The following is a 16,746-nucleotide window of genomic DNA, read 5'->3' as shown; positions in this document are numbered from 1 at the left end:
CTAATGCAATCTTTCAGTAAATTCCGCAAGCGATTGCAGTGCTTTCGTCTTATCGAACACACCGATCTTCGCCTGGTTGATAGTTTCACGCAGCCTAGCGAGATTAGCGTCATACAGTTCGCGATTGACCTCGTAAGGATGACCGTCCTTGCCTCCATGGGCGAAGCTATAGGCCGCCGGGTCACGGTGGCTGGCCGGTGCATTGTACACCACTTCCGCAATCAGGCTCAGTGAACGCATTGCCTGAGTGCCTATCCCCGGTTCGCCGAGCAATTGCTCAAATTCAGGCGCCTGCCGCTCATAGGTTTTGAGCAGCACTTTCTTAAGCGCATCAGGACTGATATTGGCTGTCGTTAGTGTATGGCGATGCGGCAGATAGTAATCCGGCTGGAAAGCGGCGCTGTTGCTCTCGAATCGGTCGAACAGCGGGAGGGGCTTATCGGTGAGCAGTGGCCGAATTTCTTTCAAGATACGATCTGGATGCTCACGTCCCAGACGCAGAATGGCCTGCTGATGGGCTATGCCTTCGCGTGCGACGAGGTTAAGTGAGTTTTCGCGCGTGTCGCAGGCGATTGCAGCATGCGGCTCGATCACGAAATCCTGCATCTGCTCGGCCAGCCAATGATAACGCCGCGCATAGCGATTACGCTCGTTCATTCCCTGCTGAACGACGCACCAGTTGTTTTCACCCGGTACAAATAAAAACACATGATGGTATAGCTGATAGCCATCCTGAATGGCGGTGTTATCCACTTTGGCGGATAATTTGCTCGCATAGATAAAAGGCGCGGCATCGGCACCGATCTTACGACAAGCCTGTTCGATATCTCCGGGGGTTTTGCGGCTGGTGGCACCTTTGCCGCCGCAGACGGCAATCCCCATGTCACCGCCATATTTCTTCGTGGCTTCTTTTAGCGCTCCGCACACGGTGGTGGTGACACCGCTCGAATGCCAGTCAAACCCCAAGACGCAACCGAAAGCCTGAAACCAGAAAGGGTCGGAAAGGCGGCGCAGCAACTCCTGAGGCCCCTGGTCACGCACGATCAGCGTGCTGATGGCTCCGGCCATCTCGACCATACGGTTAAAGAGCCACGGAGGCGCTTTGCCGCCATGTAAGGGTAGTTCCGCTGTTTTTCGCATATTTGTATTATATAGCAAAAGACAGCGGATCAGAACTTAATATTCATCCCTTTTCATTCCTCCCAGAGCACCCGCCGCGCTGGCGATGAAAGCGCCGATCAGCATGGAGGCGAAGATATACAGCGAAATCTTCATGCTTACTTTGCGCGCTTCATCTGCTTTCTCTTTTGCCTTGGCTTTGAGCGTATCCATCTCTGCCAGTACATCATCCACACGTTTGTTAGCATCCGCCTGGCTTATGCCGGTGTTTGCCACAATCACCTGTGAAAGATATTGTTTATCTTCCTCGGCAACATGATCGTTCTTCAGCTCCTGGACAAGAATGCGGCTAACCTCCACCCTTGTTTCATGTTCTGCCGCAGGAATTGGCTGCTGTGTGGCCACGGAAGGAGAGCCGCGCAGCAATTTATCCGTGTAATAATCGACAGGCCCCAGCGGATTGTGCGGTCCATGCTCAGCCTCTTTCATTTCCTTACCGTTTTCCATACCGGAGGAAAGAAAAGCAGCCGCATGCATCCCGCCATTTACAACCGTGGCAGTAGCTGCTCCCAGAACGCTGGCAGCAAATAAAGTAGCCACAGACCAGGTAATAAACCCATGAGCCGTATCCCTGAAGAATACTTCATCGGTATGCATGCCCGTCCATTTCGTGCGAAGCCTCCCGGTGATGTATCCTCCGAAAGCGGAAGCAATCCACTGCATTACAATAAGCCATATAGCCGCTTTTACAGTGAAGCTTGCCGCATCGGAAGCGGAGCGGGACCAGGGCGACAGCGAGGATAATCCCAGCGCAGAGCCTAAAATAAGAAGCATGAGCGATACGGCAATTGCAACCGCACTACCTCCTAATATCGCCCCCCAGGACAGACCCGATACGGGACAACTCTCGATGATTGACGTTGAAGAATCCTTTGTAGGTAAAGGTCTGTTCTGCATGATATGCTCCGTTGTCAGAAATTAATGATACATCAGGGCTATCAGAATGATGATCGGAATGGGTACGCCCAGTAACCACAACAAAATTGAACGCATAATGCATCTCCTTGTTTTAATGACATAATATGAGGTAGCGCATCGCGTATAATCAAACGATAGGGAAACGTGGGTGAATAATATAATTTTGGTAAAAATCTCTTTTTGCAACTCTACAAGAAGAGCGTTTTACTGCAGTTTTATCGGAGCTGCGGGCAAAAAGACGGATTTTTAATTTTATTCCTGCAATGCTGCTTCTTTCCTTTCATATTAACATTCAGGAGCGGCGTATGGGCAGCAATGACGATAATCATTACACGCGCAGGCAATTTATTGCAGGAACAGGAGCAGGAATTGCAACGGCTGCTGTTGCGGCCACGCCCGCACTCGCTCAGCATCTTACCCAAGGAGGTTCCATGGCAGATTCCAACACCCCCGCACTTCAGGACCCTACTGATAAATATCCCAAACCTCCTTTTGAGGAGCAGTCGCAGCCCTGGCCAGGTCTGGCCGGCAAGATGAACCCACGCCCGGATCACGGCGAAAAAAGCTATCGCGGTTCGGGGCGTCTGAAAGGCAGAAAAGCCCTTATTACCGGAGGCGATTCCGGCATGGGCCGCGCGGCTGCCATCGCCTATGCACGTGAAGGCGCGGATGTCGCCATTAATTACTACCCGACGGAAGAGCCGGATGCGCAAGAGGTCATCAAGCTGATTAAGGATGAAGGCCGCATAGGGGTCGCTATTCCCGGAGATCTGCGTGATGAAGCTTTCTGCAAGAAGCTTGTGGAGGATGCTATCAAAGGTCTTGGCGGGCTCGACATCCTCGTATGCAACGCAGGCCGCCAGCAAAGCAATGAATCCATTCTCGATATCACGACCGAGCAGTTCGACTGGACGATGAAAACCAATATTTACGCCCCGTTCTGGATTATCAAGGCCGCCCTTCCCCATCTGCAGCCCGGCTCCGCCATTATCGCCACGGCATCGGAACAGGCTTATGATCCGTCTGCCGATCTCTATGATTACGCGCAGACCAAAGCCGCCACGATGAACTATGTCAAATCGCTGGCCAAGCAATTCGCTTCCAAAGGCATTCGCGTCAATGGTGTTGCGCCGGGACCGATCTGGACTCCCTTGCAGATAAGCGGCGGCGCTACGCAAGGCAAGGTTAAGCATTTCGGAGGCGATACGCCGATGAAGCGTCCCGGCCAGCCTGCCGAGCTTGCTTCCATTTACGTCCAGCTTGCCGCGGCGGATGCAAGTTATGCCACCGGCCAGATTTACGGCTCTTCCGGAGGCAAAGGACAGCCTTAATAACGGAAATACTATGTCACCGTATATTACCTGGCAGGATATCGCACTGCGGCTTCTTCTGACAATGGTGGCGGGGTCATATTAGGGTTCAACCGTGAATCCGGTGGTCATGCGGCAGGATTCCGTACTACCATTTGGTAGCGCTTGTGGCATGTCTCTCTATGCTGCAGGCTAACTCACTGCTTCCTCTCAGGGGCAAGACGGAAGAATCGTTTATGGATATGGATATGGATCTTATGCGCCTGCCGCTTGGTGTGCTTACGGGAGTTCATTCTTAGACCAGTGCTTTGCATCGCGGCTTGCAGAACCATTGGCACTGTCGATTGCCTTGCTGTAATCTTTTGGCTCTACGTGATGCATGTCCATCGGTGTTTTCCAATGGCGATTCTTTGCATTTTCATCTTCATTGGCCATGATCGTTCTCCTTAGCCCTTTATGTGTTTGGGGCAGCTGATTGAGCTGCCCCATGCGCTACTTAGCGGTTGCCGGAAGAATTGTTGTTATTCTTGTGGCTCTGGCCGCCCTTCTGGCCCATTTCCTGTGCGCCTTCGCTGCGTTCCCGCGGATTGCCGCTGCGCATCTTTTCTGCAGCGCCTGAAAGATTGCTGCCCTGGCGATTGCCACCCTGAGACTGATTGTTAGACATAACTTCCTCCTTTTTGAATAATGAGAAAATACATTGGCTGCATTCACAGCCATCCCGACGTTAAGAGGAGTTCGATGTAATTCCGATACAGATTCAGGCTGGAAGTATTAAAATGCGGTAAAAACTATAGCACACTGGCAATGAGAAAAAGATTGGCGGCTGCGATACCTAAACCTGTGCACCAGCTAACGGTGCGCAACATTCCTGACATCGCCCAGTTCCCCACGATGCTGCGATCCGTATTGAACAGCAGCAACGGGATAATCGCAAAAGGAAGCTGCATGCTCAGTACGACCTGGCTGAAGACAAGCAACTTTCCTACGCTTCCTTCCCCCATTATCGCAATACATATCCACGCCGGAAGCACCGCCATCATTCGCGTATAGAAGCGCTGTTTCCAGGCGGGAATCCGCAAATTGAGAAATCCCCGCATAATCACCTGGCCTGCCAATGTGCCTGTCAGTGTCGAGCTCTGCCCGGACGCAAACAATGCCAGTGCAAATATACCGCTTGCCATTGCTGCGCCGAGTACAGGTGAAAGCATACGGTATGCGTCCTGAATTTCTACGATGTCGCTATGGCCTGTAAAATGGAAAGCGCTGGCAGTGACGAGCAGAATGCTGGCATTCACAAAGCATGCCAGTCCCAGCGTTATAATCGTATCCAGTATCAGCAGTCTGATCGTATCTGTTTTTGCCGTCAGTCCCTGTTTCACTTCCCTGCTCCTGACCGCATAGGAATGCAGATAAAGGTTATGCGGCATAACGGTGGCACCTAATATGCCGATTGCAATATACCAGGCTTGCGGGCTCTTCCATGTTTCAGCAGAAGGCAGAAACCCACTCGCGACTTTGCTCCAGTCCGGCTTGCTGAACACTATTTCAGCGGCGAACGCGACGCTAATGACCATCACCAGCAGCAAAACAATATGCTCGATACGAAGCATATTTTTTCCCTGCAGATAGAGCAGGATGAATATATCGCATCCGGCAATCAGGATTCCTACCGTCAAAGGCAATCCGAAAAGCAGTTTTATGGCCAGAGCCGTCCCCAGCACTTCTGCAAAATCGCAGGCAATGATTGCGGTCTGGGCTAAAACCCACAGCGTCTTATTCACTTTGGCGGGAAAACGCTCTCTGCATAACTGCGCCAGATCCTTGCCCGATGCCACTCCCAGCCGCACACAAAGCGTCTGCATCAGCATGGCGATCAGGCCGGAGAGAAAAACGACTCCAATGAGGTTATAGCCGAAACGTGAGCCTGCTTCGATATCGGTTGCCCAGTTCCCCGGGTCCATATAACCCACAGCAATGAGGAACCCCACTCCGGCATATCGCTTAATTCGCGTAATCACTCCTGCACCGGCATGAACCGGTACAATCCTGCGTATTTCAATGAAATCAGGACTTTCGGAAATAGCGTTGGAACTTATCGTATCGGATTGCATGTCTTACGCCTTTTTACGAATGACCGTTGGCAATTTAACAAGGTAGGAACGCGGAAATAAAGAAACGATGATGGACAGAAACTACTGCATAATTTTTTATGTAGAATCGTCGCAAACGTACTGAATTACTTTACCGGAAGCGAGCTTTGCCCGCATCGAATTTTTATCGTTATCATGGTGTGCTTATAGAGACTTCACAGCCGCTTTCCCGGCTGCCTTCTCACGATAGAAGCCTGCTGCCGCTTGCAGCCTTTCAGTACCATTTCTTACTTACCGAAGGAGCATTTTATGTTCATGCATAATAAACGTCTTATGTACACTGTACGAGTCGATAGAACCGATCCGCGCATGGCGAATCTTATTCTCGAACAATTCGGCGGGCCGGACGGCGAGCTTGCTGCCGCTATGCGCTATTTCAGCCAGGGACTGGCAGAGGGCGATGCAGGCCGAAAAGACATGCTGCTGGATATTGCCACGGAAGAATTAAGCCATCTGGAAGTTGTGGGCAGTCTGGTCGTCATGCTGAACAAAGGCGTTAAAGGCAAAATGGCTGAAGGCATGGAAGCCGCAGAGCTCATGGCCGATATTACCGGAGGCACGGATAGCCACACAACGGCACTGCTTTATGGCGGCGGCGTAGCGCTTACTAACTCCGCAGGTGTGCCCTGGACTGCGGCTTATGTGGATTCGCGCGCTGAACCTGCAGCAGATTTCCGCTCCAATATCGCGGCTGAGGCTCGCGCGAAGATTATCTATGAACGGCTTATGAATCTCTGTGACGATCCGGGAGTCAAAGACGCGCTCGGTTTCCTTATGACGCGTGAAATAGCACATCAAAAATCCTTTGAGAAAGCGCTTTATGCCATGCAGCCTAATTTCCCGCCGGGCAAGAGGCCGGGAATGCCCGAGTTTACCAATAAATATTACAACATGTCGCAAGGTGAAGGCGATATGCGCGGTCCATGGAATGAGGGCGATCAGTGGGAATTTATCGATGATCCCGAAGAGCAGATGGCGGTCGATGGCGGGGATGGAACTGCCAGCGCAAAACTCAGCGGAAATGAACGGAAGCTGGAAGAACAGCTTAAAGCGCGCACGCTTTCCGATCCCTCGCGCAACCCGACCACCGGCGCGGACCTCGGAGCAGGACCGGGAGCAGGCAAGACCAAACGCGTAACACAGGACGCATAGGAACTGGTGTTCATATGCATACGGGCTTCTTCCGAATCACTGCGGAGGAAGCCCGTTCGTATTTTGGAAGCCATTAGTATTGATTGTTTGCCGGCTATTTGTTTCCCGGCATATTTACAACCCTGTGGGATAGGTCTCCTCCGCTGCGTACGGCACATTTTTCCATAAATGGCCGGGCGTCAGCGGGTGAAGCGCTTTAGTGTGATCGAGATGAATAATACAGTCGAATTCACGCGGGAGGGTTACGTTGTAATAATGGCTCCAGCGCTCCGTATCCGGGCGGTAAATGACGCCGATAAAGCGCTGCAACCGTGGCTCACTTAGCAATTTCCTTACCTCGGTATTGGCGCGCAGGTCGAGCAGGAAATTATCCACCTCTACGCGGTGGAACAATTCTTCCACACTGCCCGGTAATGCATTGCGCACGCGCTTATGCTCTTCGGGTTCGTCCCAATCGGATGAAGCGGTAACTGTGCCGTTATAAGTGGAGAATCCGATCAGCAATGTTTCTGCGGCATGGCGTTCACGCGTTAATTGCCCGATATTGGTTTCACCGCGCTTACCGGCATCCGTTGCGCTGGCATCGCCTATATGCGAATTATGCGCCCAGACCACGATTTTCGCTGGTTTTCCATGCCGCTTGGTAAGATATTCCGCCAGTTTATCCAACGTATCAGCCATATGCGTATCGCGAATATTCCAGCTGCTGGGCCTGCCTTTAAACAGTGCACGGTAATAATTCTCCGCATCTGCCACTACCCTGGCATTTTGTTCGGCGGAGAAAAATTCTTCCCCTGCCAGCGCACCGTCTCGCTGCATATACTTGAACGTATTTTCCTGTAATTCCCGCAGTTGTTCAATGATTTTACGTTCGCAGTTTTCATCGACGCCAAGTGCCGTAGCATAACCGTAGACTTGCGGGTCGTTGCCATAGGCGTCAAAGCAACCATACCGGTTCTTTGCGCGTTTGGCCGCTTCCGGATCAATCTTTTCCAGATAGCGGATTACCGCTTCGGTGGAATTATTCAGGCTATACAGATCAAGCCCGTAAAAACCTACCTGCGGCACATCGCTATTGGTCAGATGGTTATAATCATAAAGCCAGTTGATGAAATTCCTTACCTCGGTATTGCACCACATCCATTGCGGAAAACGTTTGAAATCGCTTAAGGCATCCTCTGCGTTATCGATAGTAGTATCGCCGCGCACATATCGGTTAATCCGATAAGCATCGGGCCAGTCCGCTTCCACTGCTACGGCTGTAAATCCAAGTTCTGTGATGAGGCGCTGCGTAATAGCGGCGCGTATATTGTAAAATTCATGGGTTCCGTGGCTTTCTTCCCCGATCAGCACGAAACGTGCGTTCTTCGCCATGCTGATAATTTCGTCATAGTCATCCGTGCCGCCGGTGAGGCGTGTTGCATAACGATCCAGTTCGGCGGCTATCCGGTCCTCATTCATGCTGCCTCCGACGGTATAAATCGCTCTGCTTCATGCAGCGAGCGCAGAACCTCCTGATCGCTCGTCTGATCGAACTGCTCATACCAGACACCAACGCTATAAAAAGGCTCCGGCATCATCAGGCATATTGTTTCATCCGCTCCCGGCAAATCGGCAAGCGCACTTTCAGGCGCTACGGGAACAGCTACGATAATGCGTCCGGGTTTCATCCTCTTTAATGCTTTTAGGGCAGCACGCATGGTGGAACCGGTGGCGAGTCCGTCATCCACCAGAATAATCTGTTTACCTGTCACGGCAGGAAATGGCTTATCGTCGCGGTATGTCCGGCGGCGACGTTCGAGCTCCTGTTCTTCCTTGGCCGCGATATAATCAATAACGACTTTATCCACCGGTAGATAAGAAAGTACATCCTCGTTTAATACGCGCATTCCTCCGTCCGCAATAGCGCCGATGGCAAGTTCTTCGTGGCCCGGCAAGCCGAGTTTTCGAACCAGGAATACGTCCATCGGAAGGTGCAATTTTCTGGCAATCTCAAAGGCGACCGGCACACCGCCACGCGGTAGTGCTAACACCAGCGTCTCAGATTCATAGGCATGCGCGGCCAGACGGTTAGCAAGTTCCAGACCTGCCTGCCTGCGGTCATGTATCCGCATGTTTTTCATAAATTGTTGATGCATTATAACTCCACTTTTAAAAAAGGCGTTAGAAAACTGTCTGCATCCAGATTTCTTATGATTTATCTGTTCTTACGCCTGAGATTCGATCCTGATTCTATTATTTAAAATATTCGATAAAATAACGAGTCAGCTTTGCCGGGAATGAATTAAAAAATTATAAAATCTTAAGAATAATTCTGATTCTTATTGAAAAGACAGATTGTTATCTGTACAATTGTGGGACAAAAACAGAGCCATACCTGCATTACATGTACTCTTCCGCCCGCCGGGGCACAACGCAAGGTTTTACGCTTATCGAACTGAGTATCGTCCTGGTCATTGTCGGGCTGATCGTCGGAGGTATTCTGACAGGCAGGGATCTTATCGATGCCGCTGCGATACGCGCACAGATTTCCCAGATCGAAAAATACCATACCGCTGTCCGCACATTCCAAAACAAATATGGATATCTTCCAGGCGATATTCCTAATCCCGCCGCCAGCAATTTCGGTTTTCCCATCGCCCGCGGAAGTCTGGCAGGTGAAGGCGATGGCAACGGCATACTGGAAGGGAACTGCAATAATACCGCCGGAAGCAATCTGGGCATTGAAGAAGGATGCGGTGAAACGCTCGTCTTCTGGCAGGATCTGAATTACGCCAGCCTTGTGGATGGCTTTAGTGCTTCAGGCGGAGCTGCTCCCAGCGAAACTACCAATACTGCCATTTATTATCCTGCCGTTCTTCCCGCTTCCAAGCTTGCTTCCTCTATATTCGTTTATACTTACAGCACTTCCGGCACGAATTATTTCGGTATTTCGTCCGCCTCCAATGTCGGGTGGTTTCTGGTGGGCGGCACCGATCCGGGCCTCTCGGTGGTACAAGCCTATAATATCGATAAGAAAACGGATGACGGCATGCCGCAATCCGGCTCAGTTACCGCCTGTTACCTGAATGGAAACATTTCCACTTCCAACAGCATTTGGGCGGCTGGCGCGGGCAATCAGGGTGCAAACGGCGGCACGGGCGATTGCCTGACCTCTACGACGGCTACGGCTTATGCTACCACGAACTGCTATGACAATAATAACGTAGCAGGTGTTCAGACCTATTCGCTGAAACAGAATGCCACCAAACCTAATTGCGCCCTTTCATTCCGGTTTCAATAATGAAAATGACCTTTGCGTCCTGTGTTTTTACAACGGCGATTATGCTTCTGGCTTTCCTTCTGCCTGCACAAGCCGATATGCTGCCGCTGCTTGACCGCTCCGTTTTCAGCCGAACGGATTTTATTTACGGCTCTGAAATCGGCGCATGGGATACGGACGGCGGCACTGCAATCACCCTCCCAGCTTGCCGTCATAAGATAAAAGATGCGGGGATTCGCGTCATACGTTTCGGCAACTGGACAAAATTGGATACACGAGAAGCGGTTACGCGCTTCAGCCACGCCATTGACGGCATGCGTGCTGTGGGCGCTTACCCTATTATTAAGCTGCCGCCCATCTGGGATAAACAATGTAACGGTGCACCTAACGCCTGGAATCTGGAGTGGCTCAAGAACATTATCCAGGTTGCAGGCAGCAGAGTGCAGCTTTATGAATTTGCCAACGAGCCCGACAATTATTGCAAGTGGGACGGTATTACCTACGCACGTTACTGGGAGCAGACGGTACCGCAGCTTAAAGCCTACGCCCGCTCCCTGGGGTTTGAAATCTATATAGGCGGCCCTGCTCTCGCTAACAGTTATCCGGAAGATATAGGCTGGATTAAGAATTTTCTGGATTCGGTAAAGCTTGCCTATCAGCAATCCGGCAACCGAGATTATATTCCCGATTTCATCAGCACGCACACTTACCTGACTGAACAGCAGAATGCTAGTGTCGCGGCTATGCAGAGCGCCGTAAATGGGTGGGGCATCTTTTATGATAATCTTCATCGGGTGATTGACCAGACCTTTGCCGGAGTGAATGATCCGGCGGGTATTCCTTTGGCATCTCAGATCCGCATCGCGGACAGCGAATATAATTTCACCATCAACCAAGCTAATGATCAGCAATACAGCCCCACTTTTACGGAAGCTTATGTGAAGTCTATGTTTACCATGTTTCGCGAGCGTCATATCTGGATGGCGAATCTATTCACACTGCAATCCCACAGAGGACAGGCGCTGGATATGTTCACGGAAGCCTGTACGGCGAAACCTTTATACGATGCGTACCGGTCGCTCCAATCACCTACCAGCCCACGAATGCAGCGTTAATAACTCTTCGAATTTTCGTGTAGTATTTTGATTATGATTAGTGTACATTAATCATAATTCCCCCTAATACTGCAGGAGAAAATATATGGACGATACGTTCCAGGCGGCACGTAAGAATGTGAAAGGACGCGGCACCGGCGAGCTTGCCAAAGGGCGTTTTGAGCGGATTGAGGTTGTTTACGAAGAGGAGGACGCGCAGCAGGTAGAAACTCAGGTTTTCCGAGATGCGTCGCGCTCCATCCTTGCACGTAACGACAGCCCTGATGTGGGGTTCTCGGTTTCACTGAATCCTTATCGCGGCTGCGAGCATGGCTGCATCTACTGCTATGCGCGGCCGACGCATGAATATTTCAGCCTCTCCGCCGGGCTCGATTTCGAGAGCAAGCTATTTGTCAAAACGGAAGCGCCTGCCTTGCTGCGCGCAGAGCTGCGCAAGAAAAGCTGGAAACCACAGCCTATTATACTCAGCGGCGTAACGGATTGTTATCAGCCGCTGGAACGAAAAATGGAACTTACGCGAAGCTGCCTGCAGGTGCTGGCGGAGTTTCGGAACCCGGCTGCGATCATTACGAAGAATCATCTCGTCACACGTGATATCGACGTCCTGAAAGAGCTTGCTTCTTATGACGCCATTCATGTCGTTATCTCCATTACGACGCTGGACAGCGAACTTGCACGCAAGATGGAGCCACGCGCTTCCCAACCCAAGCGGCGACTGCAGGCGATCGAAGAGTTAAGCGCGGCTGGCATTCCGGTGAGCGTTAATATGGCCCCCATCGTTCCCGGTCTCACAGAACATGAAATTCCAACGCTTCTCAAAAGCGCTGCCGATGCCGGTGCGCGCTCGGCGCATTATGTTATGCTCAGGCTGCCCCACAGCGTAAAGGATTTATTCCAGAAATGGCTGGAAGAACATTATCCGATGCGGAAGGAAAAAGTGCTTAACCGCATACGCGATGTGCGCGGCGGCGAACTTTACGATTCCGATTTCGGCAGCCGTATGAAAGGCGAAGGTACGTATGCCGATCATATCGCGCAGATGTTTGCACAGGCCCGGAAAGCCAACGGGCTGGATAAACGCTCTTCCATTCTTTCCACCGCTCACTTCAAGCGTCAGGACGTGCAATTATCATTGCTTTAAGAGCCCTTACGGCATCTGCCATTTCCGTATTGACAGCAAGAGCGTTTCGACTTATATTTAACCAATCAGTTAATTAATCTAACGGTTAAATATGCAGGACCATCTGAGCCAGGTATTTTCCGCCCTTGCCGACCCGACGAGACGGGCCATGCTTGCAAGTCTTTCCAAAGGGGAAGCCAGCGTTTCCGAACTGGCAAAGCCTTTCTTGCAGGATATGAGCCTGCCCGCGATCACGAAGCACCTGAAGGTGCTGGAAAAGGCAGGGCTGATTACCAAGACCAAAGAAGCGCAGTGGCGTCCCTGTAAACTGAATGCGGCGCCGCTCAAAGATGCGACTAACTGGATGGAGCAATACCGCGCCTTCTGGGAAGAAAGCTTCGACCGTCTCGGTGAATACCTGAAAACTGTGACGACTAACCAGACTAAAACATCATCAACCAAGAAAGGAACTCACCATGACCGCAAACCAAAATCCAAATGAACTCAGGATCACACGTGTCTATGACGCGCCCGTTAAAGCCGTATGGGACGCATGGACCGATCCGAAGCAGGCAGCACAGTGGTGGGGCCCGCGCGGTTTTACGATTACCACTCACAGCAAAGACCTGCGCCCGGGTGGAAGCTGGGTCTACACCATGCACGGGCCGGACGGCATAAACTATCCTAACAGCACAAAGTATTTCGAAGTGGAGCCTTATTCCAAGCTCGTTTACGACCATGGCGGCAATGAAGACCAGCCCCCCATGTTCCGCGTGACGGTGCTGTTCAGCGAGAAGAAAGGCAAGACCACGATGGACATGTGCATGGCGCTGCCTTCCGCTGAAGCTCTCAAGGAGACCAAGGAAATCATCAAGAAGGCCAGCGGCAACTCCACCTGGGACCGTCTTGCGGAATATCTGGAGAAATCCTCTTCAGGCCAGGAAATTTTTGTTATCAACCGCACATTCGATGCTCCTCTGGAAACCATGTTCGAAATGTGGACGAACCCGAATCATTTCACTCAGTGGCTTGCACCGACCGGATTTACGATGCAGTTTATCCGCGCTGATATCCGCGAAGGCGGCAACAGCTTTTATGCCATGACATCGAATGACGGCAAGATGACGATGTACGGCAATGTAAGCTATCAGGAGATCAAGCGACCTGACCGTCTTGTTTACACTCAACGCTTCAGTGATGAGAATGAGAATGTCGCACGTCATCCCATGGCGCCGACATGGCCGGAAACGATGCGCACAACCGTCCTGTTCGCAGAAGAAGCCCCTAACCAGACACGCGTTTCGGTACTGTGGGAAGTGGTAGGCGATGCGACGACGGCAGAAATCGAAACCTTCCGCAATGGAAGAACCGGCATGACGCAAGGCTGGAAGGGCTCTTTCGACAAGCTGGAAGTCTATCTGATCAGCGACAGCGAAATCAAGGTTGCCTAAATTTTCATATACTTATTTCAGAAAAGGTTTCACCCATGTCTAAACTTATAGTGCGCTGCTTCTCCATCTCGTTAGATGGCTATGGCGCAGGCCCTGATCAAAGCCTTAAGAGTCCACTCGGAATCAATGGGGAGGCTCTGCATAAATGGATGGTCACAACCAAATATTTTCGGACCATGTTTGGTCAGGAAGGTGGCGAAACAGGCGTGGATAATGACTTTGCCGAACGCAGCTTTGACAACATTGGAGCTTGGATCTTGGGCAGAAACATGTTTGGTCCTGTCAGAGAAGCTTGGCCGGATGATCAATGGAAAGGCTGGTGGGGCGATAATCCTCCTTACCATGTCCCGGTGTTTGTACTCACACATTATCCCAGGGCTCCCATTGTCATGGAAGGTGGAACGACTTTCTACTTTGTCACCGATGGTATTGAAGCGGCGCTGAAACAGGCGAAAGAGGCTGCAAACGGCAAAGACATCAGGCTCGGCGGCGGCGTTTCCACCCTGAAACAGTATCTGCGTGCAGGCTTGGTGGATAACCTTCACATCGCTATGTCACCGGTGTTCCTGGGAACAGGCGAGAATCTGTTTGAGGGCCTGAACCTTTCCGCTTTGGGGTATGAATGCAGCGCTCACCAATCAACGGCGAACGCCATTCATCTCACAATTACTAAAAGCACCCGCTAAGGTCTACGATCCGGGATGCAAGCTGGCACGCCGCTTCCGGGCGGCGTGTCGCACCGGCCGGCGATTTTATCTCTCCGTGGCGAAATGAAACCGCATTCTGCGCCTTGTGTTTTTCCATTGCATGCCTGCACTGCCTCAGGCGGCGGCATATGTCCATGCTCCTGCCCCTCTCGCTGCGGAGGGCGGCTTTCTTCTGTTCGTCCGCTGTCCGCAGGACCAGTGCGCGACGGTTTACCACGGAAGCAGCTCACCGAATAGGGAAAATCCATTGTCATCACATAGTGATAGGTCATGGTTCTCTTACCATCCAGAACGATTTCGCTGGTAATGCCGTGACATTCATCCAAATCATCCGTGGTCAGGTATTTTCCGGGTGACACTTCCGGGCCGGTGATGGGAAAACCATCCAGCGCAAAACCGATGACGCGCTGTTCGCTGACATCCCTGATACAGGAACTCAGGCTATGGTAATGGTACTGGCCGGAGCGCTGGGGATGTCCGTTACAGGAATCCTGTATTTCATGCGCGGCAGCATCGCGCATACCGGCATCAAATCCGTTAAAGAGTGGCACGCCATTCAACATGATCCCAGCCTCACCGCCCATGCAGTAAGGCGTATCGGAATAAGTGGGGTTAACCGGCAATGTATCCTGCAGCGACTGCTGCTGGATATGATTGGGATTGCGGTCATACGCATAAGCGGGGTCGGCTGGCTGCACGGGAAAGATTCCCGTCGTAGCGCCTATCGGTAATCCGTTGCCTGTGAGCACACGCAAACTATCCTTCAGCGTGTCGCTGAATTGCGCCTCACGCCACATCATCCTGCCCTGCACCGCAATTTTCTGATTGAAGTTCCAGCTTTTGCCGTGGATCCAGCTTCCGACGTGCTGGGCACCGCCCCCCCCACCACGCATCGGATGGCACAAATAAATATAGCCCTTGCGCGGCACATCCGTCACATAATGCCCGTCGCCAAGCGGAAGCTCTCCTGATACGTATTTACTGCCTGCCATTGCTTCCAGTTCGCGGTCGCTAAGCGAATGTTGCGCCGGCCATGCCACTAAGGGTGCACTCAACAGCAGAACTGTAAGCAGCGACAGCGTCCTGCCGTTTCTCATCATCATATCGTATACCGCATATTAATCTGCCTTGCATAACACGCCCCCATCAAGCCGTCAAACGCGTTGCCCGACATAGTGGCGTATTATGACGGGATTATTTCAAAGCATTGCCGGAAATATTATGCATCTGCACACCAGAATTTACATACCGTTCAGCGGCTTGTATTTCTGTATACTGACTGCAACAATTTTTTTCCTTTATGTAACTATCTATAATTGCCTCGTTGATTGTTTTTATAAACAGGAGTATTATTAGAAGAACATTAGAAGGATACCGACATTGACTGAACTTACTGCTTCTCTTTCTTCTGTGCCGGAAGAAGTCCGGCCAGCCCCAAAATCCCCGACGTTATGGCAAGATTATGGCGTTATGACCGGCACGCTTGGTGTCGTCGTCATACCGTTTATCGGCATGATCGTCGGCATTATTTCGTTGTGGTATTACGGCTTCGGCTGGCTGCATCTGTCCCTGCTTGTCAGCATGTATGTGCTGACAGTACTGGGGATTACGGTTGGCTTCCACCGCCTGTTTACCCACCGCGCGTTTGAAACGCATCCCATCGTCCAATCCATCTTCGTCATTCTGGGATCGATGGCGCTGCAGGGACCGATGCTGAAATGGGTCGCGATGCACCGCATGCATCACCAGCACAGCGATCTGGATGACGATCCGCATTCACCCGTTAACGCTGGCAAAGGCTTGCTCAACTGGATACGCGGCGCATGGCATGCCCATATCGGCTGGTTTTTTGAACCGGATCCTCCGGAACTGTACCGCTATGTAAAAGATCTCCAGCGCAGCAAACTGCTGCGTACCTTAAGCGACCTCTTCCCGCTATGGGCACTGGTTGGCCTGCTGGTACCCGCCGGAATCGGCGCGCTGATTACCCGCTCATGGGATGGCGCATTCATAGGCTTTATCTGGGGCGGACTGGCGAGAGTATTTCTTGTGCATCACGTGACCTGGGGCATCAATTCCATCTGTCACCTGTGGGGCGGCAGGGAGTTCGAGACCACCGACCAGAGCCGCAATAACTTCCTGTTCGGGATTCTGGCGCTTGGCGAAGGCTGGCATAACAATCACCATGCTTTCCCTGTTTCGGCCAAGCACGGCCTGCGCTGGTGGCAGATCGATATAAGCTACTGGGTAATCAAGATCATGTCCTGGCTGGGAATCGCCTGGAAGATCAGAATGCCTGCCGCTTAATCTTCGATTTATCCTGATTGACTGAGGTTTCTGAGGTTGACATTGTCTGCGCCCTGCTTACGATGCCTGTTT

At 51.6% G+C, this 16,746-nt stretch carries 17 protein-coding genes; 9 read left to right on the top strand and 8 right to left on the bottom strand.

Going from position 1 to position 16,746, the window contains the following annotated elements:
• Together VFT64_05775 and VFT64_05770 are read right to left on the bottom strand one after the other, a co-directional pair.
• Positions 1 to 1,140, bottom strand: a complete 1,140-nt coding sequence (locus VFT64_05775; protein ID HEU5047339.1) for a DUF763 domain-containing protein — start codon at positions 1,138 to 1,140, stop codon at positions 1 to 3.
• A gap of 36 nt (positions 1,141 to 1,176) precedes the next feature.
• Positions 1,177 to 2,076: a hypothetical protein gene (locus tag VFT64_05770; protein ID HEU5047338.1), complete on the bottom strand. Its 900-nt coding sequence runs from the start codon at positions 2,074 to 2,076 to the stop codon at positions 1,177 to 1,179.
• Between the two features lie 326 nt (positions 2,077 to 2,402).
• Here VFT64_05770 and VFT64_05765 point away from each other — a divergent pair, with 326 nt between their 5' ends.
• A complete protein-coding gene (locus VFT64_05765; protein HEU5047337.1) occupies positions 2,403 to 3,428 on the top strand; it encodes an SDR family oxidoreductase in 1,026 nt (341 codons plus the stop codon).
• 258 nt (positions 3,429 to 3,686) lie between these two features.
• Here VFT64_05765 and VFT64_05760 read toward each other — a convergent pair whose 3' ends face one another.
• From VFT64_05760 to VFT64_05750, 3 genes are all read right to left on the bottom strand, one after another.
• Entirely contained in the window at positions 3,687 to 3,842 is a 156-nt protein-coding gene (locus tag VFT64_05760) for a hypothetical protein (protein ID HEU5047336.1), read from the bottom strand.
• A 61-nt stretch (positions 3,843 to 3,903) separates the two neighbouring features.
• Entirely contained in the window at positions 3,904 to 4,074 is a 171-nt protein-coding gene (locus VFT64_05755; protein ID HEU5047335.1) for a hypothetical protein, read from the bottom strand.
• 124 nt (positions 4,075 to 4,198) lie between these two features.
• The gene (locus VFT64_05750; protein HEU5047334.1) at positions 4,199 to 5,521 is read right to left on the bottom strand and encodes an Nramp family divalent metal transporter; all 1,323 of its coding nucleotides are present in this window, start codon (positions 5,519 to 5,521) and stop codon (positions 4,199 to 4,201) included.
• A 288-nt stretch (positions 5,522 to 5,809) separates the two neighbouring features.
• On the opposite strand from VFT64_05750, the gene VFT64_05745 reads away from it, so the two are divergent.
• On the top strand, positions 5,810 to 6,712 hold the full coding sequence (locus VFT64_05745; GenBank protein ID HEU5047333.1) for a manganese catalase family protein: 903 nt from the start codon (positions 5,810 to 5,812) through the stop codon (positions 6,710 to 6,712).
• Positions 6,713 to 6,826: 114 nt separating this feature from the next.
• Here VFT64_05745 and VFT64_05740 read toward each other — a convergent pair whose 3' ends face one another.
• Positions 6,827 to 8,173, bottom strand: coding sequence for an erythromycin esterase family protein (locus VFT64_05740; protein HEU5047332.1), 1,347 nt, complete (start codon positions 8,171 to 8,173; stop codon positions 6,827 to 6,829).
• Positions 8,170 to 8,850, bottom strand: a complete 681-nt coding sequence (locus tag VFT64_05735; protein HEU5047331.1) for a phosphoribosyltransferase — start codon at positions 8,848 to 8,850, stop codon at positions 8,170 to 8,172. The genes VFT64_05740 and VFT64_05735 overlap by 4 nt, the downstream gene beginning before the upstream one ends.
• Positions 8,851 to 9,098: 248 nt before the next feature.
• Between VFT64_05735 and VFT64_05730 the strand changes: the two genes are divergently transcribed.
• From VFT64_05730 to VFT64_05705, 6 genes are all read left to right on the top strand, one after another.
• Positions 9,099 to 9,995, top strand: coding sequence for a prepilin-type N-terminal cleavage/methylation domain-containing protein (locus VFT64_05730; protein ID HEU5047330.1), 897 nt, complete (start codon positions 9,099 to 9,101; stop codon positions 9,993 to 9,995).
• Between the two features lie 41 nt (positions 9,996 to 10,036).
• Entirely contained in the window at positions 10,037 to 11,089 is a 1,053-nt protein-coding gene (locus VFT64_05725; GenBank protein ID HEU5047329.1) for a hypothetical protein, read from the top strand.
• Positions 11,090 to 11,174: 85 nt separating this feature from the next.
• Positions 11,175 to 12,230: a PA0069 family radical SAM protein gene (locus VFT64_05720; GenBank protein ID HEU5047328.1), complete on the top strand. Its 1,056-nt coding sequence runs from the start codon at positions 11,175 to 11,177 to the stop codon at positions 12,228 to 12,230.
• A 91-nt stretch (positions 12,231 to 12,321) separates the two neighbouring features.
• The gene (locus VFT64_05715) at positions 12,322 to 12,711 is read left to right on the top strand and encodes a metalloregulator ArsR/SmtB family transcription factor (protein ID HEU5047327.1); all 390 of its coding nucleotides are present in this window, start codon (positions 12,322 to 12,324) and stop codon (positions 12,709 to 12,711) included.
• The gene (locus VFT64_05710; protein HEU5047326.1) at positions 12,686 to 13,660 is read left to right on the top strand and encodes an SRPBCC family protein; all 975 of its coding nucleotides are present in this window, start codon (positions 12,686 to 12,688) and stop codon (positions 13,658 to 13,660) included. The genes VFT64_05715 and VFT64_05710 overlap by 26 nt, the downstream gene beginning before the upstream one ends.
• 35 nt (positions 13,661 to 13,695) lie before the next feature.
• Positions 13,696 to 14,346 (top strand): dihydrofolate reductase family protein, encoded by a 651-nt coding sequence (locus tag VFT64_05705; protein ID HEU5047325.1) that lies wholly within the window; start codon positions 13,696 to 13,698, stop codon positions 14,344 to 14,346.
• On the opposite strand, the gene VFT64_05700 is transcribed toward VFT64_05705, so the two are convergent.
• Complete coding sequence (locus VFT64_05700; protein HEU5047324.1) at positions 14,343 to 15,470, bottom strand: YHYH protein; 1,128 nt, start codon at positions 15,468 to 15,470, stop codon at positions 14,343 to 14,345. The genes VFT64_05705 and VFT64_05700 overlap by 4 nt on opposite strands.
• A gap of 277 nt (positions 15,471 to 15,747) precedes the next feature.
• Here VFT64_05700 and VFT64_05695 point away from each other — a divergent pair, with 277 nt between their 5' ends.
• Positions 15,748 to 16,674: an acyl-CoA desaturase gene (locus tag VFT64_05695; protein ID HEU5047323.1), complete on the top strand. Its 927-nt coding sequence runs from the start codon at positions 15,748 to 15,750 to the stop codon at positions 16,672 to 16,674.
• The last annotated feature ends 72 nt before the right edge of the window (positions 16,675 to 16,746 follow it).

This window comes from Rickettsiales bacterium, assembly GCA_035765535.1.
Classification (GTDB): Bacteria; Pseudomonadota; Alphaproteobacteria; order Rickettsiales; family JABCZZ01; genus JABCZZ01.
This window is presented reverse-complemented; position numbering and strand designations above follow the sequence as displayed.